Below are 25260 nucleotides of genomic sequence, written 5' to 3'. Positions count from 1 at the left end.
TGATCTTTCTGCTGGCATATGCTTGGCGGAATATCGCCGTTCGGCCGCCTGCCCTGTGCGACAAATGTGTCCCACCTGCCCCACGCGCCCCACGTGTTCTGCCCGTCCTGCCACCCGAGCCCCGCTGCCCGCCGGGCACGGGCGACGCGGACGGCCGCCGATGAGCGTCTGCGGACCCAAGAGCGGGCCCGGCTCTCCGATCCGAGTGTCGTGACGGACTATCACAAGGCGCTCTGTCTACGATGTTTCACAGTCGGCGTCTGGCCGTTCAGCGGTAACGTCCAAGCCGGGTCGACCTGGATCGGCAGCTGAGTCTCCGTGGACTCGCGCGGCCATCCTGATAGTTGTTACCGAAATCGCAATTCCTGACAACTCTGAAAATCATCAAACCGTGGGCCCGAAGGGTTGTTGCAGAGACTCGCCCTGATCGCGTGATCCGCTGCGGGCCCCGGACCTCTCGGGAGCCCGTACCACTCGACGTCCCAGTGCCGAAGGTGTTCGAACCGAGGAGGATTCCATGCTGTTTCGACGATGTCTACGTAGCAGGGCCAGGAGGCTCGCTCTCACTGTGGCGGGCGTGGTGCTCGCCATGCTCTCCACCGAGCTGGGATTCGCCGGTCCGGCGACGGCCTCCGGATCGACCCCGGGCTCCTACACCAGCTACGCCTTTCCGTCCGGCACATCGGCATTGAGCAAGGTCAGCTTCGACACCCTGGTGGAGTCGGATCCCGGGCAGGGGAACGTGTTCTGGTCGCATCAGTTCGCATTCACCAACAGCGTCAGCGGTTACATCGGGATGCAACGACACCGCACCGATCCCGGTATGTTCCTGATCTCGCTCTGGAACGCGACGGCCGCAAAGCCCGGCGATTCCGGGACCTACTGCCAGACGTTCACCGAGGGCGGTAGCGGCTACACCTGCCGTCTCGACAGCGGCTTCACGGCCGGCCACAACTACCTCTACGACCTCACGCCCGCGTCGGACGGCTGGTACCAGGCGAAGGTCACCGACACCACGGCCGGGACCTCGTTCGTGCTCGGCACCCTCCAGGTCGGCTCGGGCGCGCAGATCAGCGCAAGCGGCATGACGGACTGGGTGGAGTACTTCGACTGGAACTACGACGCGGCCAACTGCGGCGACGAGCCGTACTCCGTAGCAGCGTTCTCCGCCCCCACCGGAACCGACGCCTCCACCGGAGCGCGGGTGGCCGCCTCCGTGAGCAGCACACGGCTGAGCAGTACGTGCTCGGCCCAGGGGAGCGTCACAACGGACAATGAAGTCACCACGCACAGCGATGCCATCGGCAACTCCTCCTCCGGACCGATCACCGGAACCGGCGGGAAATGCGTGGACATCAGCGGCGCCAACGGCATGCCCCTCCAACTGTGGACGTGCGGCCAGTGGAGCGACAGCCAGAACTGGGTAGTGGCCAACGACGGCACCATCCATGCACTGTTCGAGTGCATGACCGTCAACGGCACCGCCGTCCAGCTCTCGACCTGCAACGGCTCCGCCGGTCAGAAGTGGCAACTGACCGCCGGGACCCTGGTCAACCCGAACACCAACAAGTGTCTCGACACCACCGGCGCCAGCAGCGCCGACGGGACGAAGTTGAACGTCCAGGACTGCAACGGCGGCGCGAGCCAGCAGTGGTACCCGCCGTTCCAAGCGGGCTGACTGCCAGCCGGCTCAGCGCACGGCGACCAGGACGCAACTGTTCCCGTACTGCCACACCGGACCGGTGTGGCGGAACCCGGCCTCCCGCAGCAGCTGCTCGTGCTGGGCTGCGGACAGGCCGTTGCCGTCACCGTTCGCAGGGGCCGGCTGCCTGGCTCGTACCGCCAACAGGTCAGCGAATTCAGGGACTTGCCCAGCGGCGGCCCACCAGGCCGCCCAGTCCTCCGCTTCGTCGACCTCCTGCCGCAGCGAGCGGTGGCGGCCGACCGCAGTGGTGAGCGCCGCGAGCGCCGGGTCCTCGGGAAGCAGGTGGTCGCCGTTGACCAGCACACCGCCGGGTCGCAGCACAGCCGCGAGCTCCCGGTAGATCTCGCGCAGGTTGTCCGGCTCCGGGTAGTGCAGTGCCGTGGTGGACACGGCCGCGTCCAGCGGCCGGTCCAGCTCGAGTGCCTCGATCCACCCTTCCTGCCCGATCAGCACCTCGACATAACGGGCGGCGTCCGGAGTATGGGTCCGGCCCAGCTCCAGCAACAGGGGGTCGATGTCCACCGCGACGACCTGCGCGTGCGGAAGCCGCGTCGACAGGCGCGTCGACAGTGAGCCGGGTCCGCTGCCCAGGTCGACCACCAGCGGGCTCTGCTGCCCCTCGGTCGTCCACTGCACCACGTCGGCGATCACGGTGAATCGCTCCTCGCGGCTCACCGCATACCGCTGCTGCTGATGCTCCCAGCGCTCCACCCAGGTCTCGGCCAGCGTCATGCTCAGACCCATCGGCGTTCCTTCCCCGATTCAGGGCTTCAGGCGCACCTCGGGCGCCGGCTGTCACCTCCCAGACTAGCGCATAAATGGAAACGAAAACCATTTCGATATGGCTTGTGGACGACGTCACCTTCACGGGGCCGACGACACCGCCGCAGACTGAGCAGCACTCAGCTCCTCGGCCCGGTCCCCGCGCGGCGACAGGGCACCCGGCCAGGCCGCCACCCCTGCGGCGACCGCCGTTGCGACGGCTGCGGCCATGAAGCCCCAGGCCCAGCCGCCGGGATGGTCCACGATCACCCCGCCGGCCGCCGAGCCGAGCGCTGCCATGGACAGGTTCGTGGTGGTCAGCCAGGTGTACGCCTCGTTCAGCATGCTCTCCGGTGCGAGCCGGGCCACCAACCCGGCCTCCACCGTCATGGCGGGGGCGATGACCGCTCCGGTGAGCAGGAGCGCCACCCCGAGCGTCAGCGAGTCGGGCATCAGCGCCCAGATCGCGTAACCCGCCGCCAGGCCGACCAGCAGCACGACGAACTGCCGGACCTGGGATGCCCGGAACTGCCGGGTGCCGTACCAGAATCCGGCCACCGCACTGCCGATGCTCCAGACCGCGATCAGTACTCCTGTCACGCTCTCGGCGGCATCGCCGTCGTGCACCCGGGCATAGGCCGCCAGCGCCACCGGCGAGGCGCCGAAGGAGAAGGCGATACCGGCCGCACAGAGCAGCAGCAGCGGGAATCCCGGCGCGCGCAGCGCACCCAGGCCCCGGGCCCGCGCCTGCCCGGGGGTCGGACGCAGACCGCGCATCGCGCGTCCGGTCGTCAGCGCCAGCGTGCCCAGGCCGGTGAGGAGGGCGGAGGCCGCCAGGGCGGCGGCGGGCCCCGCGATGGCGGCAGTCGTGCCGAACAGCGAGCCGAGCGGCTTTCCGAACAGCATGAAGCCGGACACCAGCAACGGACCCACCACGAAGACCACTTCGAACAGGGTGGACTCCGCCGCCATCGCGGCGGTCCGGGCCTCGCTCCGGCCGCTGTCCGGACCGGTCAGCACCGTCCAGGCCGCCCGCAGGGCCGGCCCGACCGACGGGAAGAAGGCGCCGGAGAGTGCGGCGACGGCACACAGCAGCGGCACCGGCATCCGCTCCAACACTGCTGCCAGCAGACCCAGTTGGGTCAGCGAGTACACCGTGGCGAAGCACAGCAGCACCCGGCCGGGGCCGAACCGGTCCGCCAGCCGGCCGCCGATCGGGGCGGCGCAGGCGGTGGCGACGGAGGTGGCTGCGCCGACCGAGGCGGCGAGGCCGTAGCTCCCCGTCGTCTGCTTGATCAGCAGCAGCCAGGCCAGCACCGTGACCCCCATCCCGAGTCGTGCGACCACTCCTCCGACCAGGAGGAGGGGCGCCCCCGGGACGCGCCAGATCTGCCCGTACTGCCGAGTTGAGAACATGTGCGGCTCCACGCTGCGAGATGGGGGTTCCGGGCGGTGTTCAACCCGCTGGTGAGGGAGTGCTGTTGACTACGGCGGGACGGCCGGGGACCGGTTCGGCGCGGACCCGGAAGTCCCTCGCGGTGGTCAGTACCGCTTCCTCGACGGCGGCGCTGGTCGCCCCCCGGAACCGGAAGCGCCCGCCGACGTGCTCGTAGTACGCGTCCGCCGCCGGCACCACCTCACCGGGCGCAGGCAGCGCCTGCGCGTACGGGCCCGGAGTACGGCCGAGCATCGACGTCGCCTCCTGGATCCGGCAAGGCCGGGCCGTTGGCGCCGGAGCGAGCAGCCAGCCGCCGACCTCGTCGTCGGCCACCGGGTGCCACGGCTGCGGGGGTTGTCCGAGGGCGATCCGGAAGGCCGCCTCCATGAGGTCGTACCCGTGCACCTCGCGCCAGAGGAAGGGGATCTCCGCGCCACCGACGCGTGCGCCGATCTCCAGGAAGGCGCAGCCCGGCGGGCCGCCGTCCCGGTCCTCGACGAAGACCTCCAGGTGGAACACCAGGGCCGAGGCCGACAGCGCCCGCAGTACCCGGTCGGTGAACTCCCCTATGGTGACCAGGACTTCGGGGTCGTCCTCCTCCACCGAGCCGAGCGGGTCACCTTCACGGAAACCCAGACAGGAGTTGAGGTAGCGCGAGGCTCGCCAGGGGCCGAGGGCTGTGCCGTCGAAGACGCCGTCGACGTGGTAGATCCGGTGCGGGTTGTACGCCTGGACCATCAGACCGGCGCCCACCACCACGGCGGCGAGCTCGTCCGCCGAGGCGATCTTCACCACGCCCTCGCTCGAACTGCCGATCCGTGGCTTGAGGACGACCGGCCAGCCGTGCAGCTCCGCGAAGGCGCGCACCGACCGCTGGTCGGTGGCCGGGGCGAAGGCCGGGAGGGCGACTCCCGCCGCCGCCACCGCACCCGCCATCAGCAGTTTGTCCCGGAAGACCATCAGCTCCCCCGGGCTGCGGCCGGGGCACCCCCACTCGGCGGCCAGCTCGGCAGCGACGAGCAGGTCGTCCTCCTTGAGCGCCACGATGTGCCGGGGAGGCCCGTGGCGCGAGGCGAGTGCGTCGACCTCCTTCCGGACGGCCGTCATGTCGTCGGTCGCGGCCACCGTCACCACCTCGACGGCGGCGTCCGGTACGGCTTCGACGCCGATCTCGGTGGTGAGGTAGCTGACGGCGTACCGCTCGTGGTCGAGGTAGCGCGCGTACTCGGCGTACCTGGCCCGCCAGCGGTGGATCACCACCACGTGAGTGCGGGGGCTCATGACGCGCCCCCGTCGGGTTCCAGGTCGTAGAAGCCCCGGCCGTCCAGGTAGCAGAGCGTCCCGAAGTCGCGGGCCACCACCTCCTCGACCGGGTGGGCCAGGCTCACCATCATCGGCTCGGAACTGTCGTCCACGGTCAGCGGCAGCCGGTCGCCCGGCTTGACGGTCATGTGGAGGTCGTGGAAGCTCTCCAGCTGCTCGACCTCGCCCAGCAGCGGGTACGAGCGCAGCACGCCCGCCACCGGAGAGGTGAGGAACGCCAGCGCCACATGGCGCTCGACCCGGTACGGGGTGCGGTAACCGGCGAGGAAGCGGTCCGGGTCGACGTAGGCGTCGACCGTCCAGTCGATCTGCGACTCGCCTGCGGAGACCTCCGCGTAGTAGGCGGTGTCCGCGCCGCAGAGCCGCACCCCGACCTCGACCAGGCACGGTCCGTCAGGCGTCAGCATCACCTCCAGGTGCGCCGGGCCGTGTCGCACCCCCAGGGCGTCGAGAACGCCGAAGGCGTACGGTTCCAGCTGCTCGCGGGCCAGGCTGTCGGACGGCACCAGGAGGGCTCCGCTGATCCGGTCGCGGACTCCGTTGGCGGACATCTTGGTGTACTTCCACAGGTCGGTGGCGCGGTGGTGACCGTCCCTGCTCACTGTGTTGACCACGTACTCACCGCCGGCCAGGTACTCCTGGGCGACCACCCCCTCGTTGCGGTTGGCGAAGATGTTGGTGCGGTCCTTGATGTCACGGTAGGCGGCCACCGACTCGGCGGGGGTGTCGCAGAACGAGACCCCGTCGTTGCCCGCGCTGCGGATGGGTTTGACGACCACCCGTCCGCCGATCTCCCGATGCCAGTCGGCGAGTTCGCTCTCGCCGGTGACCAGGAGCTGCCGGGCGCCGCGCAGTCCGGCGGCCTTGAGGGTCTCGATCTGGACGTACTTGTTGCGCCGCGCCTCGCTGAGTGCGCTGCCGTTGCTCGGCAGGCCGAGCGCCTCGCTGATCCGGTCGGCGAGCTCGACGCCGAGCTCGCCGCCGGTGATCACCGCGACCGGGGCGTGGGCTGCGACGGCCGACACCGTCGCCGCCAGATCGCCGTGGTGGACGATGTTGTCGGCGAACTGGTCCAGGCTGAAGCTCGACCGGTAGACCGGCGGTACCTCCAGGGTGCTCTGCACCCGGACGCAGGCGTAGCCCGCCTTGATGAACGCCGCCGCCAGCCGCATGGTCGGCGCGTAGACGTCGACCATCACCACGGTGCCCTTGTTCGTCATCTTTGCTACCTCAGTCTCCTGATCCGGCGTCACATCGTGCGTAGGACGGTGAGCAGCCGGTCGATCTCGTCCGGCGTGTTGTAGGCGTGCAGGCTCACCCGCACCGAGCTGTCGCTCTCGCCCGCGCGGCCCTGGCAGTGGCCGTCGGCGCGGACCATGAAGCCGTGGGTGGACAGCACGAAGCCCAGGTCGTTGGAGCCGATGTCGCGGTGCCGGAAGGTCACGATCCCGCTGCGCTGCTGAACCTCGGAGTCTGCGGCCAGGCTCTGTTGGCAGCCGAGGACCTCGTAGGCGTCGAGGTTTCGCAGTGCGTCGGTGAGGCGGGCGGCGAGTGCGACCGTCCAGCGTTCGATGCGCTCCGGGCCGGCGGCGTCGAGCCAGTCGAGGGCTGCCTCCAGGCTGGCGATCCCGGTGGTGTTCGGGGTGCCGGTCCAGCCTCCGGGCTTGAACTCCGGCCCCCGCGTGTTGCGGGCCCAGACCGCTCCGCTGCCGGGCAGGGCCATCGCCTTGTGGCCGGAGAAGACCACGAAGTCGACGTCGAGGGCGCGGACGTCCACCGGCAGGTGGCCGACACTCTGCGCGGCGTCCAGGCAGATCGGCACGTCGGGGCCGACCGCGCGGCGGATGCGGTGCACGTTCATGTTCCCGCCGTAGACGTGGTGCACGTGCGTGGCCGCCACGAACGCCGTTCGCGCGGTGACCAGTTCGGCGAGCGCCGCCGGGTCGTAGTCGTGGGAGGCCGGCTCGTACGGCAGCTCGCGCACCACGATCCGCACGCCCTGGCTCGCCAGCAGTTCCTGGGCTTCCAACCAGGGCAGCGCGTTGGCCTGGTGGTCGGCGAAGGGCACGATGATCTCGTCCCCGTCGGACAGGTACCTGGGGAACCAGTCCCGCGCGACGGCGCGCAAGCCCTCGGTCGCGCCGCTGACGAAGTGGACTCCCGAGCGCTCCGGCTCCGGGTCGCCGAGGTGGCGGGCGACCCGGTCCCGGGTGCGGGCGACCAGCGCGGTGGTGTCGTTGGCCCAGGTGTAGGTGCCCCGACCGGCGTTGGCGTTGGCCGTGGTCAGGTAGGTCTGCACGGCGTCCAGGACGGCCTGGGGTTTCTGGGAGGTCGCGGCGCTGTCCAGGTAGGCCAGTCCGGGGTTGGCCACGATGATCGGGAACTGGGCCCGCAGCGCGTGCTGCCAGTCCCGGAGCTCGTCGAAGGTCTCGCTGGTGGTCATCGCGCGGCCCCTCAGTCCCGGACCAGCGGGGCGCCGGCGTCGCGCCAGCCGATGATGCCGCCGGACAGGCTGCGCACGTCGGGGTGTCCCATCCGGGTGAGCAGGGCGGCGTACCGGACGGACTTCTCGCCGACCGGGCAGGCCAGCAGCACCGGCCGGCTGCGGCCGAACGGCAGGCCGCCGTGCAGGAGTTCGTCGAACAGCTCGTCCACGATGTTGATCGAACCCTCGATGTGCAGCGCGGCGTAGGCGAACGGGCCGCGCAGGTCGATCACCAGCGGGTGGTCCTCGGCGATCCACTTCTGCGCCGACTCGACGTCGATGACGGTCGCGGCGGTGAGCTCGGCGGGGGCGAGGCCGGCCACCGAGTTCTGCCTCGGCGGCTGGTTGAGCAGCTCGGGGCGGCGCTTGCGGACGTAGCTCATGTAGCTCTCGACCCGGTCGCAGACGATGAACACGGCCGTCCGGCGCTCGGTCAGCTCGGCGTCCACCTTCCGCAGGTGGCGGACCGCGCCGTGGTACGCGCCGCCGCCGGTGGGGCCGGCCAGCATGCCGCAGCGGCGGACCAGGGTCAGCATGCCGTCGATGGCCTCGTCCGCGCTGACCGACTCGATGGTGTCGTAGGTGGCCGGGTCGAACAGGCCGACCTCGTGCACCTCGTCGATGTTGCGGATACCCGGGATGAAGTCGGACTTGTGGGCCACCAGCCCGACCACGTCGATCGCGGGATTGTGGCCGCGCAGCACGGTCGCGACCCCGGTGGAGGACCCGGCGGTGCCGACACAGGCGATGAAGTAGTCCGGGGCGTGGCCGTCCAGGTCCCGCAGGATCTCCGGGCCGGTGCCCGCGATGTGCGCCTCGGTGTTCAGCGCGCTGTAGTACTGGTCGGTGTGCAGGTAGCCGGTCTCCGACTCGGAGAGCACCCGGTGGATCCTGGTCAGCGGGTCGTCCGTGTTGGTCGGGTCGAGGCACTCCGTCTGGCCGGGCAGCTCCTCGATCTCCGCGCCGAGCAGCAGGAGCAGGTCCTTGATCTCCGGGACCTTCATCCGGTTGGTGACGCTCTTGAACGGCAGACCGTGCAGCCCGGCGATGACGGCGAGGGCCTTGGCCGTGTTGCCGCTCGACAGTTCCACGATGGAGTCCCCGCGCTCCATCGCGGTGGCCAGGCCACCACGGGTCATGTTCCACGCGGCACGGTCCTTGACCGAGCCGAACGGGTTGAGCATCTCCAACTTCGCGTACAGATCGATGTTCTTCAGGCCGTGCACCGCCGGGCTGATCCGGACCAGCGGGGTGTTGCCTATGACGTCGGTGATGCTGTCGTATCTCAACTCTGTTCCCCCGTACACGTGATGGGCCAGTACTGCTCGTCGAGCCGCCAGCGCCAGGTCCCGTTCTCCTGGTACGCGGCGACCTTGCGGGCGATGGGCTGCTGCAGGGCGTGGTCGGCGCTGAAGTCCATGAAGTAGCCTGCGGTGTTGGCGAACGCCAGCAGGTCACCCGGCTTCGGCAGGCCGGGAAGGAAGACCATCCGGCGGGTGATCAGATCGGCCTCCAGGCAGAGATTGCCGATCAGGTACACCCCGACCGCCTCGGCATCCGGAGCGGGACGGCTCCCGTCACGCGGGATGACGACCGGGTCCATCAGCACCCCGTGCTCCTCCAGGCTGACGTCGCCCCCGTTCATCTCCACCCGCACCAGGCAGTCGCCGGTGGGGGTGTGACGTACTTCCAGGACTCGTGCCAATGCCACGCCGCACTGGTCGACCAAGGCCCGGCCCGGCTCGATGACCAGGTCGTAGAGGTTCTCCAGCAGGAGCGTGGCCAGCGGGCGGCCCAGGGACGGCGCGGGGTACGAGAGCAGTTCGTCGAGGTACCCCTCGGCGGCGACCGGCCGGTGGGCCGGGTAGAGGCCGAGCGCGCCGCGCAGGGTGCCGGACTCGCTGCGCAGGCCGTAGCCGTGCCCCTGCCAGGTCAGCGCGGGGCGCCGGCCCAGCACGGCGTTGGTCAGTTCGGTCGTGTACCGCTCCCACTGCCCGCCGTCGGCAAGGTAGTTGACACCGAACCCGCCACCGATGTCGATGGCGCGGGGCTGCAGCCCTCGGCGCTGGCACTCGTTCATGACCCTGATGCAGGTCTCCAGGGCCACGGCCTTCTCGGGCAGGCCGATGGTGTCGAGGTGGTAGGCGACACCGATCAGCTCGACGGCGTCGCGGTGCCGCTCGACCGCGTCCAGCAGGGTGTCCAACTCGCTGACATGGGAGCCGAATCGGCTCGGCCGGCTGAGCACCTTCACCCCGGGCGCCTGGAAGGCCGACAGTCGCAGCATGACCCGTACGCGGGGCAGTACGTACTTGCCGACCAGCTCGGCCAGGCTCTCCAGCTCGGCCTTCGAGTCGAGGTTGACGATGACGCCGGCCCGAGCGGCCAGCCACAGGAATTCCCGGTTCTTGGGGCCGGTGGCCATGATCCGGTCCGGGGTGAAGCCGGCGCCGAGCACGTGCTGCAGCTCGGCGAGGGACGCGACGTCCATGCCCGCGCCGGTCACCGCGAGCTGCCGCACCAGCGCGCTCGACCGGTTCGCCTTGTGCGCGAAGTAGAGGTCGCCGGACAGGTGGTGGCGCTGGTAGACGGCCCGGAATCGCTCCTCGTTCTCGGTGATCTGCTCGGGCAGGACCACGTTGAGCGGGGAGCCGAGGGCGTCGACCAGGGTGTGCAGGAAGTCGGTGGCCTGCAGAACCGATCGGAGCCTCGGCTCCAGCCGTGGTTCCAGGTACAGCGGCGATGAGCGCATGGTGACGCAACTCCCCCGTGAGAATTCATGACGTGCTTCCCCTGCGAGGTGGCCGAGTCTGCGCAGCCGTCGTCCCGGCTGCACGCCCCATCTCGAGGCCCCTCAGTCCGGAACGATAACTGTTTTCATTGCGGAATGACAGGCTTCCCGTTGCGCTGCCGCAATGCTCCCGTAATCGGACGCGCAGCCTCCGGACGGGCCGCCGAACCTGAGCAATCCCTATCCGCCGGTCACCACCCCGCGACCCGCAGCGAATGTGAAGGGCGGCCGGACAGTGCGCGTAAGCGGATGCAACGATGGTGGCCATCGTGACGTCCTGGCTCCCTCGCATGCTGCGCGCCGCCGTCTTCGCCGCCCTGTGTGTGGCGTTGGCCGCCACCGCGCACGTCACCATGTCCGACGCCGGGTTGCCCGCCTATGTCCTGGTGGCGGCGTCCGCCGGAACGGTAGGCGCTACTTGGCTGCTGGCCGATCGTCGGCGAGGGCTTGCCGTGGTGGGCGGGTGGATGGTGGCGGTTCAGGCCGCACTGCACCTGTTCTTCGAGGCTGCGGCCCCGATGGGAGGGCCCGCAGGCCGGCTGGGCTACTCCGCACTCGACCTGGTGAACCACCTGCTCCTGTGCGGGCCCGGGCAGGCGTCGACCGGGATGGCCCCGGACGAGGTGGCGCCGGCGGCGGGCCTGAATGCTGACGTCCTTTCGGTGTCCGTGGTGGACTCAACGCCCGATATGCAAGGCCTATCGGGTATGCCTGACATGACGACCATGCCCGGAATGCCGGGCATGACGCGCGCCGGCTCGATGGGGCTCACTCACGGCATGTCAGTCGGCATGCTCTTCGCGCACCTGCTGGCCGCGCTCGCGTGTGCCTTGCTGCTGTGGCGGGGTGAGGCTGCGGTGGCCGGGCTGTTCGAGCTGCTCTGTGCGGCGGCCGGCGCGGTGGTTCCGGTCCTCCTGCTGTTCGTGCCGTGCCGCCGTGAACCAACGCCTCGGTGCCGTCCGGCGGCCCACCGTCGAGCACGCCTTCCTCGGCCGGTCCTGCTCCTGCACACTCTCGTACGGCGCGGGCCGCCATCCGTGTTCGCGGTCTGAGAGCGCCCGCCTTCCCGAGACCTTGTACGCCCTTCCGGAGCTTCCCCGCTCCGGCACGGCCGCACGCCCAGGTGCGTCGGCCGGGGCGGTCTCGACTGTCGGCGGGCAGGTCGCCCCTGCTCGTCTCCGCCGGTGTGCGGGAGCGGGGCGCGGTCAGGATGCTGCGAACGGAACGTCACCCGGTCGGCAGGTGATCAGCCGCCGCGCTGTGGCGGAGTCCGTTGCGGCATTCCTGGACCTACCGCCTTGCGGCGGTGCCGCCACGGGCGGTACCGCTGTACTTCCTGCGTTCAGGACACAGCATGACGATCAGAGAGATGATCACTTCGGACGGGCGACTCCGCCTCGACCGAACCCGAAAGCCGGGCCACCAGTTGCTCGGTCCACACCTTGGAGGGGACAGCAGCGCCGCGCGCGAGAACCTTGAGCCGCAGCGCGGCGGCGAGCCAGTCCCCGCAATCCGCGCACGCGGCCAGATGCGCCTCCAGGCGTTCGAGCGCGACACCTTCGTCGACGCCGCTGCCTGGTTCGGCTGCAGGCTCGCCGTCGAGACGGGCGGACATTCCGGCACAGTGGTCGGCGCAGTTCATGCCGCCATGGTCTCGCACCGCATGGCTGAGCCCGGAGGGGCGGGTGCGAGCCGTGGATGACGAGCAGCTGACCGCCCTGGCCCTGACCGCCCGGGACGGCCGGGCCGAGGACATCGAGGCGTTCGTCCGGGCCACTCAACGGGACGTGTGGCGGTTCGTCGCCCACCTCACCGACGTCGAGTCCGCCGACGACCTGGCGCAGGAGACGTTCCTGCGGGTCCTGCGCGGACTGCCCGGCTTCGCCGGGCGGTCGTCGGCGCGGACCTGGCTGTTGTCGATAGCCCGGCGCACGGTCGTCGACCGCTATCGCAGCGCTGCGGCCCGCCCCCGGTGCGCCGTCCTGCCGGACTGGCAGGAAGCCGTCGAGCAGCAGCGCCCGCAACAGGCTCCCGCGTTCGAGGACGAGTTGGCGCTGACCGACCTGCTGTCCTGCGTGCCAAGGCAGCGGCGGGAGGCCTTCGTGCTGACACAGGTCGCCGGGCTCAGTTACCTGGAGGCCGCCGCCGTGTCCGGGTGCCCGGTGGGCACGGTGCGCTCGCGGGTGGCCCGGGCCCGGGACGAGCTGGTCGCGTTGCTGCGCTCGGCGGACGCCGCGGGCGAGGCCGAGCCCGCCGACGGCGCGCCGGTGCCGCTCGTCGCACGGCTGACGGTCTGACCCGTCCGTCCCTCAACCTTTCACCGCTCCGCCGACCGAGGCAGCGTCGGCGGAGCCACCACTTGGAGAAGCTCATGGCATCCATTCCAAGCCCCGTACCCGACAGGGGCACCCAGGGCCGTATCGAGCAGCGGCCGAGCCGCGCGCTGCTCGCCTTCGTTTTCGTACTCGGGCTGCTGTTCGGCAGCTCTTTCGCGGTCGGCCGCCTCGCCGGACCGCTGACGCCCGGCTCGCACAGCAACAACCCCGGCCCGGGCATGTCGGGAGACATGCCCGGTATGCAGATGGACGGCCTGCGGCCGCTCACCGCGCCGGAGGTGGCCCGATGAGCGCGAATCCGATCGCTGTCGAGGGTCGCACCACCGAGCTCGTGACGACGGACCTGATGGTCGGCGGGATGACCTGCGCGGCCTGTGTGTCCCGGGTGGAGAAGAAGCTGACCCGTATCGCGGGTGTCTCCGCCGGGGTCAACCTGGCCACCGGGCGGGCCCGGGTGCTGCACCCGGCGGAGGTTCCGGTCGCCGACCTGGTCGCGGCCGTCGAGAGCGGGGGCTTCACCGCCGAGCCCGTACCCGACCAGGCACCGCCCGCCGCGCCGGTGGAGGATGACCGCGGCGATCGGTTGCGGCTGACGGTTGTCGCCGTCCTGGCCGTGCCGGTGATCGCGCTGTCGATGGTGCCCGGCCTGCAGTTCGACCGCTGGCAGTGGCTCTGCTTCGCGCTCGCCGCGCCCGTGGTGACCTGGGGTTCGCGGACCTTCCACGAGCGGGCCTGGCGGAGTCTGCGGCATGCCGGCGCGACCATGGACACCCTGGTGAGCCTCGGGGTGATCGCCTCCTTCGGCTGGTCGGCGTACGCGCTGCTGTGGGGTGGTGCCGGTGCGGCCGGCATGCGGATGCCGTTCTCGTTGACCGCCGGAGCGGATGGCGGCGCGCACGTCTACCTGGAAGCGGCGGTCGGCGTGCCGCTGTTCGTGCTGGCCGGGCGCCTGATGGAGGGCCGGGTCCGGCAGCGGACCGGCTCCGCGCTACGGGCGCTGGCCGAACTCGGCGCGCGGGACGTCTGCGTACGCGAGGCCGACGGCGTCGAGCGCCGCATCCCGATCGGGCAGCTGCTGCCAGGCCGGGAGTTCGTGGTGCGTCCCGGCGAGAAGGTCGCTACCGACGGTGTGGTGGTCGAGGGCAGTTCGGCCCTGGATCTGAGCCTGCTCACCGGCGAGAGTATCCCCGTGGAGACCGGGCCCGGCGATCGGGTGGCCGGAGCGACCCTCAACGTCGGCGGCACGCTGGTGGTCCGGGCCATCGCTGTCGGCGCTGACACCCAGCTCGCCCGGATCACCGCCCTAGTGACGGAGGCGCAGGCGGGCAAGGCGCGCGCTCAGCGCCTGGCGGACGCGGTGGCCGGGGTGTTCGTGCCGTGTGTGCTCGCCATCGCGGTGTGCGTGCTGGGCTTCTGGCTGGGTGCCGGGGCCGGCGCGCAGGACGCGGTCACGGCGGCGGTCGCGGTGCTGGTCGTCGCCTGCCCGTGCGCGCTCGGGCTGGCCACCCCGACCGCGCTGCTGGCGGCCACCGGACGGGGCGCCGAACTGGGCGTCCTGGTCCGGGGGCCCGAGGGGCTGGAGAGCCTGCGCCGGATCGACACCGTGGCCCTGGACAAGACCGGCACCCTGACGACCGGGCAGATGCGGCTCACCGCAGGCACTGCGGCCCCCGGCCAGGACAGCCACGCGGTGCTGCGGCTGGCGGGTGCGGTGGAACACCGCTCCGAGCACCCGATCGCCCGCGCGCTTGCCGCGGCGGCCGGGCCGGAGCTGCCTGCGGTGACCGGGTTCCGGGAGACGGCCGGGCTCGGGGTTTCGGGCGTAGTTGAGGGCCGCCGGGTGCGAGTGCTGCGGCCGGATCAGGCACCGGAACTGCCCGGCGAGCTGCGGGAGGCGCTGGCCTGCGCCGAGCGGGACGGCCACACGGCGGTGGTGGCCGAGGTGGACGGGGAGCCCGCCGCGCTGTTCGCGGTCGGCGACACGCTGAGGCCCGGCAGCTACCGGGCCGTGCACCGGCTGCGCGGGATGGGCCTGGAGACCATCCTGCTGACCGGTGACCAGCCCGGCGCCGCTCGCGCGGTCGCCGAGCAGCTCGGCATCAGCGAGGTGCACGCCGGTGCCTCCCCGGAGGGCAAGGCCGAGCTGGTCGCGGAACTGCGCGCGGCGGGCCGGACGGTCGCGGTGGTCGGCGACGGCGTCAACGACGCGGTCGCCCTGGCCTCGGCGGATCTGGGCATCGCGCTCGGCTCCGGTACGGACGCCGCGATCGGCGCGGCCGGGCTGACGCTGGTGCAGGGGGACATCGAGGCCCTGGTGGTCGCGGTCCGCCTGGCCCGGCGGACCCTGGCCACCATCCGGGTCAACCTGGTCTGGGCGTTCGGCTACAACGCGGTGCTGATCCCGCTGGCCGCGACAGGCCTGCTCAACCCGATGCTGGCCGCCGCCGCGATGTCCGCCAGCTCGCTGCTGGTGGTCGCGAACAGCCTGCGGCTACGCACCTGGCAACCGGCTCCGCGCCGCAGCGCCCGCACGACCCGCTGACGTATCGAGTTCTCGTTCGAGAAATCTACGGACGTTCGGGAACTCGGACGGTCCGGCATCCGACTGCTGTGGAGGACGTCGCCGCTCGGCGGCGTCCTCCATCGCGGAGGGACGGATCATGCCAAAGTCGGGCCCGTACGTCCGGTGCCGGAGAAGACCCGTACCCGGAGCCCGTCGATGACCCCCGTAGCCACCGCCAACCCTCCAGTGGTCAAGGACCGTTGGAGCCTGGTCGGCGTCGCCGGGATGCTGTCGTTCGTGGCAATGCTGGACATGAACATCGTCAACATCGCGATGCCCACCCTGTCCCGCAGTCTGCACGTCTCCCTCGAGACCGCCCAGTGGGCCGCCCTCGGCTACCAACTCCCGGTGGTGGCCCTGCTGCTGCCGGCCGGGCGCTGGCTGGACCAGGTCGGAACGCGCCCCGCGCTGCTCCTCGCCACCACCGGCTTCGCCCTGTGCAGCGCGGCGGCCGCCGCGGCGCCGTCCGCAGCCTGGCTGCTCGCCGCCAGGATCGCCCAAGGTACCTTCGGCGCCCTGCTGTTCGTGCTGATGCCGGTGCTCGCCGCCCGTTCCGTACACCCCCAACTGCGGGGCCGGGCGATGAGCGTGCCCGCCACGCTCGGTCCGCTCGGTGCGGTCACCGGGCCCGCCGTGGGCGGCCTCCTGCTGGACCACCTCGGGTGGCGCGCGATCTTCCTGGTCAAGCTGCCGATCTGCCTGGTCGCGTTGGTCATCGCGTACCGGTCCGCGCCGGTCGGCGGGCGACTGCGCCTCCCGGACCGGCCCGCACTCACCGAGGCGGGCCTGATCGGCGCCGCCACGGCCGCCGTCCTGCTGGCACTGACCTTCTCCCCGAGTTCGACTGCATGGCTGTTGCTCGCCGTTGCGGCCGTGCCGCCGCTCGTCCGCTGGCTGCACGGCCCAGCCGGACGCTCGCTGACGGCCGTCCTGCGCGACTCCGGCGCCGGCGGGGCGCACGGGGCCGTCCTCTGCATCGCGGCGGGCTTCGCCGTGATGCGCTACCTGGTGGCGCTCCACCTGCAGGACAACGACGGGGTGAGCGCCACCGTCACCGGGCTGACGGTGCTCGCCTTCCCGCTCGGAATGGCCCTGGCCGGACCACTCGGCGGCCGGCTCGCGGACAGGTTCCCCCCGCGCAAGGTCGCCGTCACCGGTACCGCCATCACCGCCTTCGGCCTGCTGCTGCTCGTCCCGCTCGGCGACAGCTGGTCACCACCCGACGTCGCCTGGCGGCTCGGCCTGGCCGGACTCGGCATGGGCCTGTACGGCGGGCCGGTCCAGAAGCTCGTCATGACCGCCGCCCCGCCTGACCGGATGGCCACCGCCGGCTCGGCCGTACAGCTGGCCCGCAGCCTCGGCTTCACCCTCGGCCCGGCCCTCGCCACCGCCGCCTGGGGCCTGGCCGGGGGCGGCACCGGCGGGGTCCACACCGGACTGGTACTCGCCGCCGCCATCGCCTGCCTCGCCGTGCTGCTGCTCGCCACGGGCCGCAGAAATCGTCACCTGATGCCTCACCAGAAGGACTCCGCATGACCTCGCCCGACCCCACCCCGGCGCCCGCTCCTCGCTGCCCGATCACCGGCGCCGGACTTCCCGAGCCCGTGCCGCTCTACGGCCGCGAGTACAAGCGCGACCCGTACGACCTCTACCGCGAGCTGCACGACGCCGGGCCCGTGCACCGCGTCCGGTTCCCCTCCGGTATCGCCGCCTGGCTGGTCACCGGCTACGAGGCCGCCCACCAGGCGCTCAACGACCCACGGTTGGGCAAGAACCACAGCCTGGGGAACGACAATTGGCGCGCTCTCGCCTCGATCATGCCCGAGCCGCAGCACTCCCAGCTCCAGGTGCACCTGCTCCACCAGGACCCGCCCAAGCACACCGACATGCGCCGCCTCGTCCTGGACGCCTTCGCCCCGCGCCGTATCGAGGCCCTCCGGCCGCGCTTCCAGGAGCTCGCCGACGCCCTCGCGGACGCCCTGCCCGACGCCGGGGGCGCCGACCTCGTCCAAGGCTTCGCCGCGCACTACCCCTTCCAGGTGCTGGCGGAAGTCATCGGCCTGCCAACGGAGTTGGCCCGGCGCTTCGACCGCGACTGGGGCAAGGTCGTCCAGCCCGTCGGCCCCCAGGACCCGGGCCGCCCCGCGTACGAGGGACGGCTGCGCGGCCTGCAGACGTACATCGCGGACGTCGTCGCCCACAAGCGCGAGCACTGGGACGACGACCTGCTCAGCCGCCTGGTGGTGGCCCGCGACCGTGGGGTGCTCAGCCAGGAGGAGCTGGACTCGATGGTCTTCCAGCTGCTCGTGGCGGGCCAGGAGCCGGTCACCAACCAGATCAGCACCATGTTGATGACCCTCCTACGCCACCCCGATCAGCTCGCCCGGCTGCGCGACGAGCCGACCCTGCTGCCGCAGGCCGTCGAGGAACTCCTGCGCTACGACGGCGCGTTCGAGCTCACCACCTGGCGGTTCTTCGCCGAGGACAGCCAGCTGCACGGCACCCGCATCCCGGCCGGGGACTCCGTGATCGTGTCACTCGACGCCGCCAACCGCGACGAGCGACAGTTCCCCGACGCCGACACCCTCGACTTCGAGCGCTCCCCCAACGCCCACCTCTCCTTCGGTCGCGGCATCCACTTCTGCCCCGGCGCCGCCCTGGCCCGAGCCGAACTCCAGGTCGCCCTCGGCACCCTGCTCGCCCGCCTGCCCGGGCTCCAACTGGCCTGCCCGGACGACGAGATCGAGTGGATTCCGGCTGTCCTGGCCCGTGGTGTCAACCGGCTGCCGGTCGCCTACGACAAGCGCGTCTGACGCACAGCCCCCGTTACCCCGCGTTCCGGCATTCGCGCCGGGACGCCATCCCGCCATGCCCTCGTGGAGGACCGCATGCCGCCCGTCGGCACCATCACACCGCCCGTGCCGTCGGTCGAACGGATCTGCACCTCGATCCTGGAACTCCTGCTGCCGCACCGCCGCGCCGCCGACCCGGACGAGCCCGCCCCGGCCGCCGCCTTCCCCCTCCAACTCCAGCAGTTGGCGGGCTTCGTCACGGCCGGTGAACCGATCCTCTTCACCTTGCCGGGCTTCCCCTGCAAGTCCCCCAACACCCGCAAGGTGCTGGGCCACCTCCCCGACGAGGGCGAACGCCTCGCCCTCACCTTCCTCGACCGGCTGTGCGCCGCCGTCGAAGCGGTGTACGCACCCGGTGCGCGGATGCTGATCTGCTCGGACGGCCATGTCTTCGGCGACCTGATCCGCGTCCCCGACGACCACATCGACGCCTACTCCGACGAGTTGACCGCCATGATGCGCCGCGAGGGACTGCACCACCTCGCCACCTTCGACCTGCGCGACGTTCTCGGGGATCTCCCGTACGACGAGAAGCGGGCCCGCGTCCACGCCCAGTACGCACCCGGGCTGGAGGAACTGCGCGCCGAGGTCCTCACCGACGAGGACACCAAGCGCCTCTACTGCGGTATCACCCGCTTCCTGCTCGATGACACCGCCGACTTCACCGGCACCAGATCCGCTCTCCAACGTGAGTGCAGACAGCGCGCCTACGGCGTCATCCAGCGCAGCCGGGCCTGGGGCGAGCTGATCGCCCACCACCACCCGGGTTCGGTCCGGCTCTCCATCCACCCGCAGCCGCGCGGGGCCGCCAAGTTCGGCATCCGGCTGCTCGACCACCGCGACGTCTGGGCCACGCCCTGGCACACGACCGTACTCCACCGGCCGGACGGTCAGTGGGAGTTGATGCACCACGCGGCAGCCGAGCAGCTCGGCACACTGGTGTGCCAGGACGGACGCCCGAGCCACTTCGAGGCGTGAGCCCCTGGCGGCCCGGGGAGCCCGTCAGCGGACCGGCCCCCCGGGCAGTACGCCGACGGTCGCCCGGTGGTCGAAGGCGATCAACGGGTCACCCGTCAGTGGGTGTTCCACCACCACCGCCCGGACGCCGAACACCTCGGCCATCAGCTCGGCGGTCAGCACCTCCCGGGGCGTACCGGAGGCCACCACCGCGCCTTCGTACAGCACGTGCAGCCGGTCGCAGACAGAGGCCGCCGCGTTCAGGTCGTGCAGCGCGATGAGCGTGGTGCGACGCTGGGAACGGAGCAGTGCCAGCAGCTCGACCTGGTGCTGGACGTCCAGGTGGTTGGTGGGCTCGTCCAGCACCAGGATGTCCGGCTGCTGCGCCAACGCCCGTGCCAGCAGGATGCGTTGCCGCTCACCGCCCGACAGCTCCGAGAAACGCCGGGTGTCGTGGCCCGCCAGTCCGACGTGCCGAAGCGCGCCGTCCACGAGCTCACGGTCGGCGGGGTCCTCGCCCGCGAACGCGCGCTTGTACGGGGTGCGGCCCATCGCCACCACCTCGCGGACGGTCAGCTCGAAGTCCCCGCCGCGCTCCTGCGGCAGTGCGGCAATGTGCCGGGCGGACTGGACCGGCGTCAGCTCGGCGAGGTCCCGCCCCGCCAGCAGCACCCGGCCGGCCTTCGGCTTCAGGTGCCGGTAGACGGTCCGCAGCAGCGTGGACTTGCCGCTGCCGTTCGGCCCGACCAGCCCCGCGATCTCGCCTTCCTTGGCGACCAGATGGACGCCGGCCACCACCGTGCGCCCGGCCAGCGCGACGTGCAGATCCTCGACGGCGATCCTCAACTGTGATGCTCCATACGTCGGTCCAGCAGATAGAGCAGGGCGGGTGCGCCGATCAGCGCGGTGACCACGCCGATCGGCACCTCCTGGGTGTCCAGGACGGTACGGGCCAGGGTGTCGACCACGACCAGCAGGACGGCTCCGGTGAGCGCGGAGAGCGGCAGCAGACGGCGGTGGTCGCCGCCGACCAGCAGGCGGCAGACATGCGGCACCATCAGGCCGACGAAGCCGATCGCGCCCGAGACGGCCACCAGAACGCCCGTCAGCACGCTGGTCACCACGAACAGCTCCCGCCGCAGCCGGGCGACGTCCACCCCGAGACTGGCCGCCGTCTCATCGCCCATCAGCAGCGCATTGAGCGCCCGTGAGCGTCCCTGCAGTACGGCCAGGCCGACCACCACTGCGGCTGCAGGCAGGGCGAGTTGGCTCCAGGTGGCGCCACTGAGGCTGCCCATCAGCCAGAACAGCACGCCCCGGGTCTGCTGCTCGTCTCCGGCCTGCAGCACCAGGTAGCTGGTGAAGCCGGACAGGAAGTGGCCGATGCCGATACCCGCCAGCACCAGGCGCAGCGGCGAGAATCCCCCGCCTCGCCGGGCGATCGTCCAGACCAGCGCGAAGGAGCCGAGCGCGCCCGCGAAGGCTGCGGCGGAGACGGTGAAGCCGACGGCGCTGCCGACGCCCACGCCGAGTACGGTCGCCGCGACGGCGCCGAGCGAGGCGCCCGAGGAGATCCCGAGCAGGTAGGGGTCGGCGAGCGGGTTGCGGACCAGCGCCTGCACGGCCGTGCCGACCAGCCCGAGACCGGCCCCGACCACGGCGGCCAACAGGGCGCGTGGGGCGCGCAGTTGCCACACGATCAGGTCCCGCGTACCGGTGGCGGGCGGACGGCCGGTGAGCCTGCGGGCCACCACGGACCACACCTCGGCGGCCGGGATGTCCACCGCGCCCAGCGAGACGGCGGCGGTCAGCGCGCCCACCAGGGCGAGCCCGAGCACAGCGGCGACCCGGCCGGCCCGCAGCGTGCGGGTCGGCCGGGTGCGCTCCGGGCGTCGGAGCAGGGATGCGATGGCCACTTACCGGCCGCTCTTGACCAGGTCCGGGTGGATGGTCGCGGCGATCTGCTGCACGGTGTCGGCGTTGCGGATGCCCGCGATCGTCGTCACCTCGGAGCCGATCCGCACGAAGTGCCCCTGCTGGACGGCCTTCAGGCCCTGGGTGGCGGGGAAGGTGCGCAGGAACTGCTCGGCCTGGTCGAACGCCTTCTGGTTCTCCGCGTCGCTGCCCCGGTTGCGGACGCCCAGCTGAATCCAGTCCGGGTTCTTCGCCACCACGTCCTCCCAGCTCACCGGCTTGAAGTCCGCGTCGCAGTCGCCGTAGACGTTGCGGGCACCGGCGAGGGTGATCACCGCGTTGGCAACCTGCTTGCCGCACACCGCCATTGGCTGCTTGGTGCCCGAGTCGAAGTCGAAGAAGAAGTAGCCCGGCCGCTGGTCCGCGGTAAGGTCCTTCAGCGCCGCAGCCACCGCGCCGGTCTTCTTCTCCATGTCCGCCGTCAGCTCGTCCGCCTTCGCGAGCGTGCCGGTGACGGCGCCGAGGCGCTTGATGTCCTGCTCGACGTCCGACAGGTCCGTCTTCGCGGTCTTGCCCGTGGCCGCGCAGGCGGTGGACAGCAGGTACAGGTGGTTGATCCCGGCGGCGGTGAACTCCTGCGCGGTGGGAGCGGCACCCATACCGCCGCCCATCGCCTTCATCGCCCCGAAGGTGTCGACGTACAGGTCGGCGCCGGAGCCGAGCAGCTTCTCCTTGGCAATCGCGGTCTTGCCGAGGACAGGCACCTTGGCACCCTGGTCCGCGACGTCGGCCGGCAGGTAGCCCTTGCCCGGCGGGAATCCCGTGCCGATCACACGGTCACCGGCGCCGAGTTCGAGCAGCATCTCCAGGCTGGATGCGTTGCTCGTGACGATCTTCTTCGGAGCCTCGGTGAAGGTCGTCTCCTTGCCCATACAGTCGGCGACCTTCACCGGGAACGTCGTGGCCGCAGCCGCCGGAGCGGGCTTCGCGTCACCGGCCGTGCCGCCTCCGCCGCTACAGGCTGTGGCGAACAGGGCCACCGCAACCGCGGTACCGCACAACACGCGAGGACGCATGCCAACTCTCCTGGAACTCCGGGAACACAGTGAGCCCGCCGCTGCGGACCCCGGACCAGGTAGTCGTGCCGATCGTCGTGGAAGTTCCCGCCGGAACCGAGATCTTTCTGAGAGCGACCGGCAAATGGTGGGCGGATGAAGGAGCGGCGTCCGGGCCGAGTCTGGGCGGTGCCGACGATGGGGGCACCTCCCGGCCGAAGGCTGGGGAAGAGTCCATGCCGAGCATCGGCGACTGAGGAGAAGCCGTTCAGGCGAGAGTCCGGGCGTCGCGACGCCGCCCACCATTTGCCGGTCGCTCTGAGTGGGCGGCCCTACAGGAGGGTGCGCCAGTAGTACCAGAAGCGGTTGAGGCCCCGGCATCCCCGGCATCCCCGGCATGTCAGCCATGTTGGCCAGCCGAGCCAGACCGGTCGGCCGCCCCGGATGCGGCGCGGCCCGCCGTGGACGGCTGGACGACGAGTACGTTCGAGTGCCGGCACGGCCCCAGGCAGTCGGTCGTACGGACCGCGAGCGTGCCGTCCGAGTCGGCGGCGGCCTGCCGCAGTAGGGCGAGCTGCCCGCCGTGGTCGGGGCCCGGGTGCTCCCGTACGGTCCCGCAGCAGCAGCCCCGGCAGGCCGGGACGGCGCAGGGCGATCCGCCGGGGCGCACGGTCACCGCGCCAGGCCGTCCGGCAGCGGCCAGGCCTCCACCCGCCCTTGGTAGTCGGCCAGCACGAGCAGGCCGGGCCCCGACCACGCCAACGCCACTACGGCATCGGTGAGTTCGCGCTCGTACGCGGGCCGGACCAGGGCGCCGGCCCGGCCGGAGCCCGCGCGCCAGAAGGCCACCGTGCCCTCCGCTCCGGCGCTGGCCAGGACCGCGTCGCCGCCGGGGCGCCAGGCGAGGGCGGTGACGGTCTCGTGGGTGCGCAGGGAGCGGGGTTCGGTACCGGCGGGGCCCTTGCCGGAGAAGTCCCAGACGGTGATGTCGGGTGCGCCGTCGGAGGCGAGCCACTGACCGGTGTCGTCGAAGGCGAGCCGGGCGATCTTGTCCGGGTAACCCTGCATGGTGAGGTCGTCGCCGTCCCGCGTGCGCCAGATGTGGATGCTGGCGTCCTGGTTGCCCGTACAGATCCAACGGCCCGTCGGGGCAAGGGCGATGGCGAGGTGGGAGCCGAGGTAGCGGTACTCCGTGACGGGCTTGTCGGTGTGCCGTTCGTGGCAGCGCACGCCGCCGTAGGCGGAGCTGGCGAGGCGTCGGCCGTCGCGCAGCCAGGCCAGGTCGGTGACGGTGCTGGGGGCCGGATCGGTGGCCCACAGCTGGGTGCCGTCAGTACTCAGGACGAGGGCGCGGCGGCCGGAGGCGACCGCGACCCGGTCGGGGCCGGCCCAGCGGACGGCGCCGGACCAGGCGCCGGTCTGCTCGGCCACGACGTGGCCGTCGGAGCGGCGCCACAGGGCGTGGCCGGAGGGTCCGGCCAGGGCGAGGTGGCTCGCATCCGGGGAGAAGGCGGCGGCGAGCAGGCCGCCGGGCAGGGTGACGGTGCCGACCGGAACGCCGGTGGCGGCTTCCAGTATCCAGGCGGTGCCGTCCGCGCCCGCGATCGCGACCAGGTCGGCGGCGGTGGCGACGGCGATCGGGGCGTCGTCGACTGCGGTGGTCCAGGCGGAGGCGATGGTGGCGTTCGTCATGCGCTCACTTCCGCAAGGCAGTTGGCGAAGCCCTCGTTGAGGGTGGCGCGGTCCAGGTTGCGGCCGATGAAGACCAGGCGGTTGCGGCGGGCCTCGCCGTCCCGCCAGGGGCGGCCGTTCTCGCCCTCCAGCAGCATGTGGACGCCCTGGAAGACGTACTGCCGCCCGGACCCGGCGATGGCGAGGATGCCCTTGGAACGGAAGAGGTCGGCGCCTTTGGTGCGCAGCAGGTGGCCGAGCCAGGTGTTGAGCCGGTCCTGGTCGAGGTCGCCGGGGAGGTCGATGCCGACGGAGGTCACGGTGGTGTCGTGCTGGTGCTCGGTCTCGGTGAGGAAAGTCGGGTCGCCCTCGAGCACCCGGTCGAGGTCGAAGGCGTGCACGTCCAGGATCTTGTCGAGCGGGACCTTGGCCTGCTGGGCACGGATGATCTCGACCGGGGTGTTGATCGCGCGGATGCGGGCGGTGACCTCGGTGAGGTGCTCCTCGGTGACCAGGTCGGTCTTGTTGAGGACGATCTTGTCGGCGAACGCGATCTGCTCGACGGCCTCGTTCTCGACACCCTCCGGCTTGACCTCGTTGAGGTGGTCGAGGATGTGGGCGGCATCGACGAGGGTGACGATGGCGTCCAGGCGGAGCTGGGAGGCGATCTCGTCGTCCATGAAGAAGGTCTGGGCGACAGGGGCCGGGTCGGCGAGGCCGGTGGTCTCGATGAGGATCTGGTCGAACTTCTCGCGGCGGCGCATCAGCGCGCCGAGGATGCGGATGAGGTCTCCGCGCACGGTGCAGCAGATGCAGCCGTTGTTCATCTCGAAGATCTCTTCCTCGGCGTCGAGGACGAGGGCGTCGTCGATGCCGACCTCGCCGAACTCGTTCTCGATGACGGCGATCCGCAGGCCGTGCTGCTCGGTGAGGATGCGGTTCAGCAGGGTGGTCTTGCCGGAGCCGAGGAAACCCGTCAGCACGGTGACGGGGACGCGGGTGTCGACTGCGGTGTCGGTGGTGTCGGTGGTGTCGGTGGTGGTGACGGTGGTGGCGGTCACGTTCGTTCTCCTTCGGACGTGACCGGCGGTCCGGCCAGCGTCTGGGTGAGCAGCTCGGGGGTGATCTCGTCGATGGGGTGGTGCAGCGTCCAGCGCCGGGTGCCGCCGGACGCGGGCAGCACCGCCACCACCGTCTCCACGGGCGGGCAGCCCGGTTCGGTGCAGTCGAGCTGGCTGAGCAGGACGGTGTCGTCCTCGGCCAGGTCGAACTGCTCGCGGACGTGCTTCTTGAGGGCGGCCAACTGGGCCATGCGGCGTGGCGAAACAGGTTTGGGCATGACGAAGCTCCTGTCGTAGCGGGGGGCCTCAGCTCGCGGAGTCGACGGCCAGGCAGGTGGTGCAGGTGC

The 25260-nt window shown here is 71.3% G+C and carries 22 protein-coding genes and 1 pseudogene; 8 read left to right on the top strand and 15 right to left on the bottom strand.

Annotated elements, in window-relative coordinates; genetic code table 11:
* The first annotated feature begins 517 nt into the window (after window positions 1–517).
* Window positions 518–1678 carry a ricin-type beta-trefoil lectin domain protein gene (locus tag P3T29_RS00400; RefSeq protein WP_280714141.1) on the top strand — a complete coding sequence of 387 codons (1161 nt, stop codon included), beginning with the start codon at window positions 518–520 and terminating at the stop codon, window positions 1676–1678.
* A 12-nt stretch (window positions 1679–1690) separates the two neighbouring features.
* Here the strand turns inward: P3T29_RS00400 and P3T29_RS00395 are convergent, their stop codons facing one another.
* The 7 genes from P3T29_RS00395 to P3T29_RS00365 form a co-directional block, all read right to left on the bottom strand.
* On the bottom strand, window positions 1691–2449 hold the full coding sequence (locus P3T29_RS00395; RefSeq protein ID WP_280714140.1) for a class I SAM-dependent methyltransferase: 759 nt from the start codon (window positions 2447–2449) through the stop codon (window positions 1691–1693).
* 120 nt (window positions 2450–2569) lie between these two features.
* A complete protein-coding gene (locus tag P3T29_RS00390) occupies window positions 2570–3883 on the bottom strand; it encodes an MFS transporter (RefSeq protein ID WP_280714139.1) in 1314 nt (437 codons plus the stop codon).
* A 40-nt stretch (window positions 3884–3923) separates the two neighbouring features.
* The gene (locus tag P3T29_RS00385; RefSeq protein ID WP_280714138.1) at window positions 3924–5186 is read right to left on the bottom strand and encodes a biotin carboxylase; all 1263 of its coding nucleotides are present in this window, start codon (window positions 5184–5186) and stop codon (window positions 3924–3926) included.
* Complete coding sequence (locus P3T29_RS00380; protein ID WP_280714137.1) at window positions 5183–6448, bottom strand: ATP-grasp domain-containing protein; 1266 nt, start codon at window positions 6446–6448, stop codon at window positions 5183–5185. The genes P3T29_RS00385 and P3T29_RS00380 overlap by 4 nt, the downstream gene beginning before the upstream one ends.
* A gap of 29 nt (window positions 6449–6477) precedes the next feature.
* Window positions 6478–7671 (bottom strand): aminotransferase class V-fold PLP-dependent enzyme, encoded by a 1194-nt coding sequence (locus tag P3T29_RS00375; protein WP_280714136.1) that lies wholly within the window; start codon window positions 7669–7671, stop codon window positions 6478–6480.
* A gap of 11 nt (window positions 7672–7682) precedes the next feature.
* Window positions 7683–9002 carry a pyridoxal-phosphate dependent enzyme gene (locus tag P3T29_RS00370; protein ID WP_280714135.1) on the bottom strand — a complete coding sequence of 440 codons (1320 nt, stop codon included), beginning with the start codon at window positions 9000–9002 and terminating at the stop codon, window positions 7683–7685.
* The gene (locus P3T29_RS00365; protein ID WP_280714134.1) at window positions 8999–10465 is read right to left on the bottom strand and encodes a Y4yA family PLP-dependent enzyme; all 1467 of its coding nucleotides are present in this window, start codon (window positions 10463–10465) and stop codon (window positions 8999–9001) included. Before P3T29_RS00365 ends, P3T29_RS00370 begins: the two co-directional genes overlap by 4 nt.
* Before the next feature lie 296 nt (window positions 10466–10761).
* On the opposite strand from P3T29_RS00365, the gene P3T29_RS00360 reads away from it, so the two are divergent.
* Window positions 10762–11556 (top strand): hypothetical protein, encoded by a 795-nt coding sequence (locus P3T29_RS00360; protein WP_280714133.1) that lies wholly within the window; start codon window positions 10762–10764, stop codon window positions 11554–11556.
* Between the two features lie 290 nt (window positions 11557–11846).
* Here the strand turns inward: P3T29_RS00360 and P3T29_RS00355 are convergent, their stop codons facing one another.
* The gene (locus tag P3T29_RS00355; protein WP_280714132.1) at window positions 11847–12146 is read right to left on the bottom strand and encodes a hypothetical protein; all 300 of its coding nucleotides are present in this window, start codon (window positions 12144–12146) and stop codon (window positions 11847–11849) included.
* Here P3T29_RS00355 and P3T29_RS00350 point away from each other — a divergent pair.
* The 6 genes from P3T29_RS00350 to P3T29_RS00325 all read left to right on the top strand — a co-directional run bounded on the left by P3T29_RS00350 (window position 12145) and on the right by P3T29_RS00325 (window position 19233).
* Complete coding sequence (locus P3T29_RS00350) at window positions 12145–12801, top strand: sigma-70 family RNA polymerase sigma factor (protein ID WP_280714131.1); 657 nt, start codon at window positions 12145–12147, stop codon at window positions 12799–12801. The two genes, P3T29_RS00355 and P3T29_RS00350, sit on opposite strands and share 2 nt — an antisense overlap.
* A gap of 74 nt (window positions 12802–12875) precedes the next feature.
* Entirely contained in the window at window positions 12876–13130 is a 255-nt protein-coding gene (locus P3T29_RS00345) for a hypothetical protein (RefSeq protein WP_280714130.1), read from the top strand.
* Window positions 13127–15382, top strand: a complete 2256-nt coding sequence (locus P3T29_RS00340) for a heavy metal translocating P-type ATPase (RefSeq protein WP_280714129.1) — start codon at window positions 13127–13129, stop codon at window positions 15380–15382. Before P3T29_RS00345 ends, P3T29_RS00340 begins: the two co-directional genes overlap by 4 nt.
* A 177-nt stretch (window positions 15383–15559) precedes the next feature.
* Window positions 15560–16939 carry an MFS transporter gene (locus tag P3T29_RS00335; protein ID WP_280714128.1) on the top strand — a complete coding sequence of 460 codons (1380 nt, stop codon included), beginning with the start codon at window positions 15560–15562 and terminating at the stop codon, window positions 16937–16939.
* The gene (locus P3T29_RS00330) at window positions 16936–18216 is read left to right on the top strand and encodes a cytochrome P450 (RefSeq protein ID WP_280714127.1); all 1281 of its coding nucleotides are present in this window, start codon (window positions 16936–16938) and stop codon (window positions 18214–18216) included. Before P3T29_RS00335 ends, P3T29_RS00330 begins: the two co-directional genes overlap by 4 nt.
* 75 nt (window positions 18217–18291) lie before the next feature.
* Window positions 18292–19233 (top strand): isocyanide synthase family protein, encoded by a 942-nt coding sequence (locus P3T29_RS00325; protein ID WP_280714126.1) that lies wholly within the window; start codon window positions 18292–18294, stop codon window positions 19231–19233.
* 24 nt (window positions 19234–19257) lie between these two features.
* Here P3T29_RS00325 and P3T29_RS00320 read toward each other — a convergent pair whose 3' ends face one another.
* The 7 genes and pseudogenes from P3T29_RS00320 to P3T29_RS00290 form a co-directional block, all read right to left on the bottom strand.
* Window positions 19258–20058, bottom strand: a complete 801-nt coding sequence (locus tag P3T29_RS00320) for an ABC transporter ATP-binding protein (protein ID WP_280714125.1) — start codon at window positions 20056–20058, stop codon at window positions 19258–19260.
* Window positions 20055–21113, bottom strand: a complete 1059-nt coding sequence (locus P3T29_RS00315; RefSeq protein ID WP_348532784.1) for an iron ABC transporter permease — start codon at window positions 21111–21113, stop codon at window positions 20055–20057. Before P3T29_RS00315 ends, P3T29_RS00320 begins: the two co-directional genes overlap by 4 nt.
* Before the next feature lie 15 nt (window positions 21114–21128).
* Window positions 21129–22202: an ABC transporter substrate-binding protein gene (locus P3T29_RS00310; protein WP_280714124.1), complete on the bottom strand. Its 1074-nt coding sequence runs from the start codon at window positions 22200–22202 to the stop codon at window positions 21129–21131.
* Window positions 22203–22626: 424 nt separating this feature from the next.
* Window positions 22627–22857, bottom strand: a pseudogene (locus P3T29_RS00305) ((2Fe-2S) ferredoxin domain-containing protein); the annotation flags it as partial.
* Complete coding sequence (locus tag P3T29_RS00300; protein WP_280714123.1) at window positions 22854–23873, bottom strand: hypothetical protein; 1020 nt, start codon at window positions 23871–23873, stop codon at window positions 22854–22856. The gene P3T29_RS00300 and the pseudogene P3T29_RS00305, both read right to left, overlap by 4 nt.
* A complete protein-coding gene (locus tag P3T29_RS00295; RefSeq protein ID WP_280714122.1) occupies window positions 23870–24913 on the bottom strand; it encodes a GTP-binding protein in 1044 nt (347 codons plus the stop codon). Before P3T29_RS00295 ends, P3T29_RS00300 begins: the two co-directional genes overlap by 4 nt.
* A complete protein-coding gene (locus tag P3T29_RS00290) occupies window positions 24910–25191 on the bottom strand; it encodes a hypothetical protein (RefSeq protein ID WP_280714121.1) in 282 nt (93 codons plus the stop codon). Before P3T29_RS00290 ends, P3T29_RS00295 begins: the two co-directional genes overlap by 4 nt.
* Window positions 25192–25260 lie beyond the last annotated feature (69 nt).

Source organism: Kitasatospora sp. MAP5-34, from assembly GCF_029894335.1.
Lineage (GTDB): Bacteria > Actinomycetota > Actinomycetes > Streptomycetales > Streptomycetaceae > Kitasatospora.
This window is presented reverse-complemented; position numbering and strand designations above follow the sequence as displayed.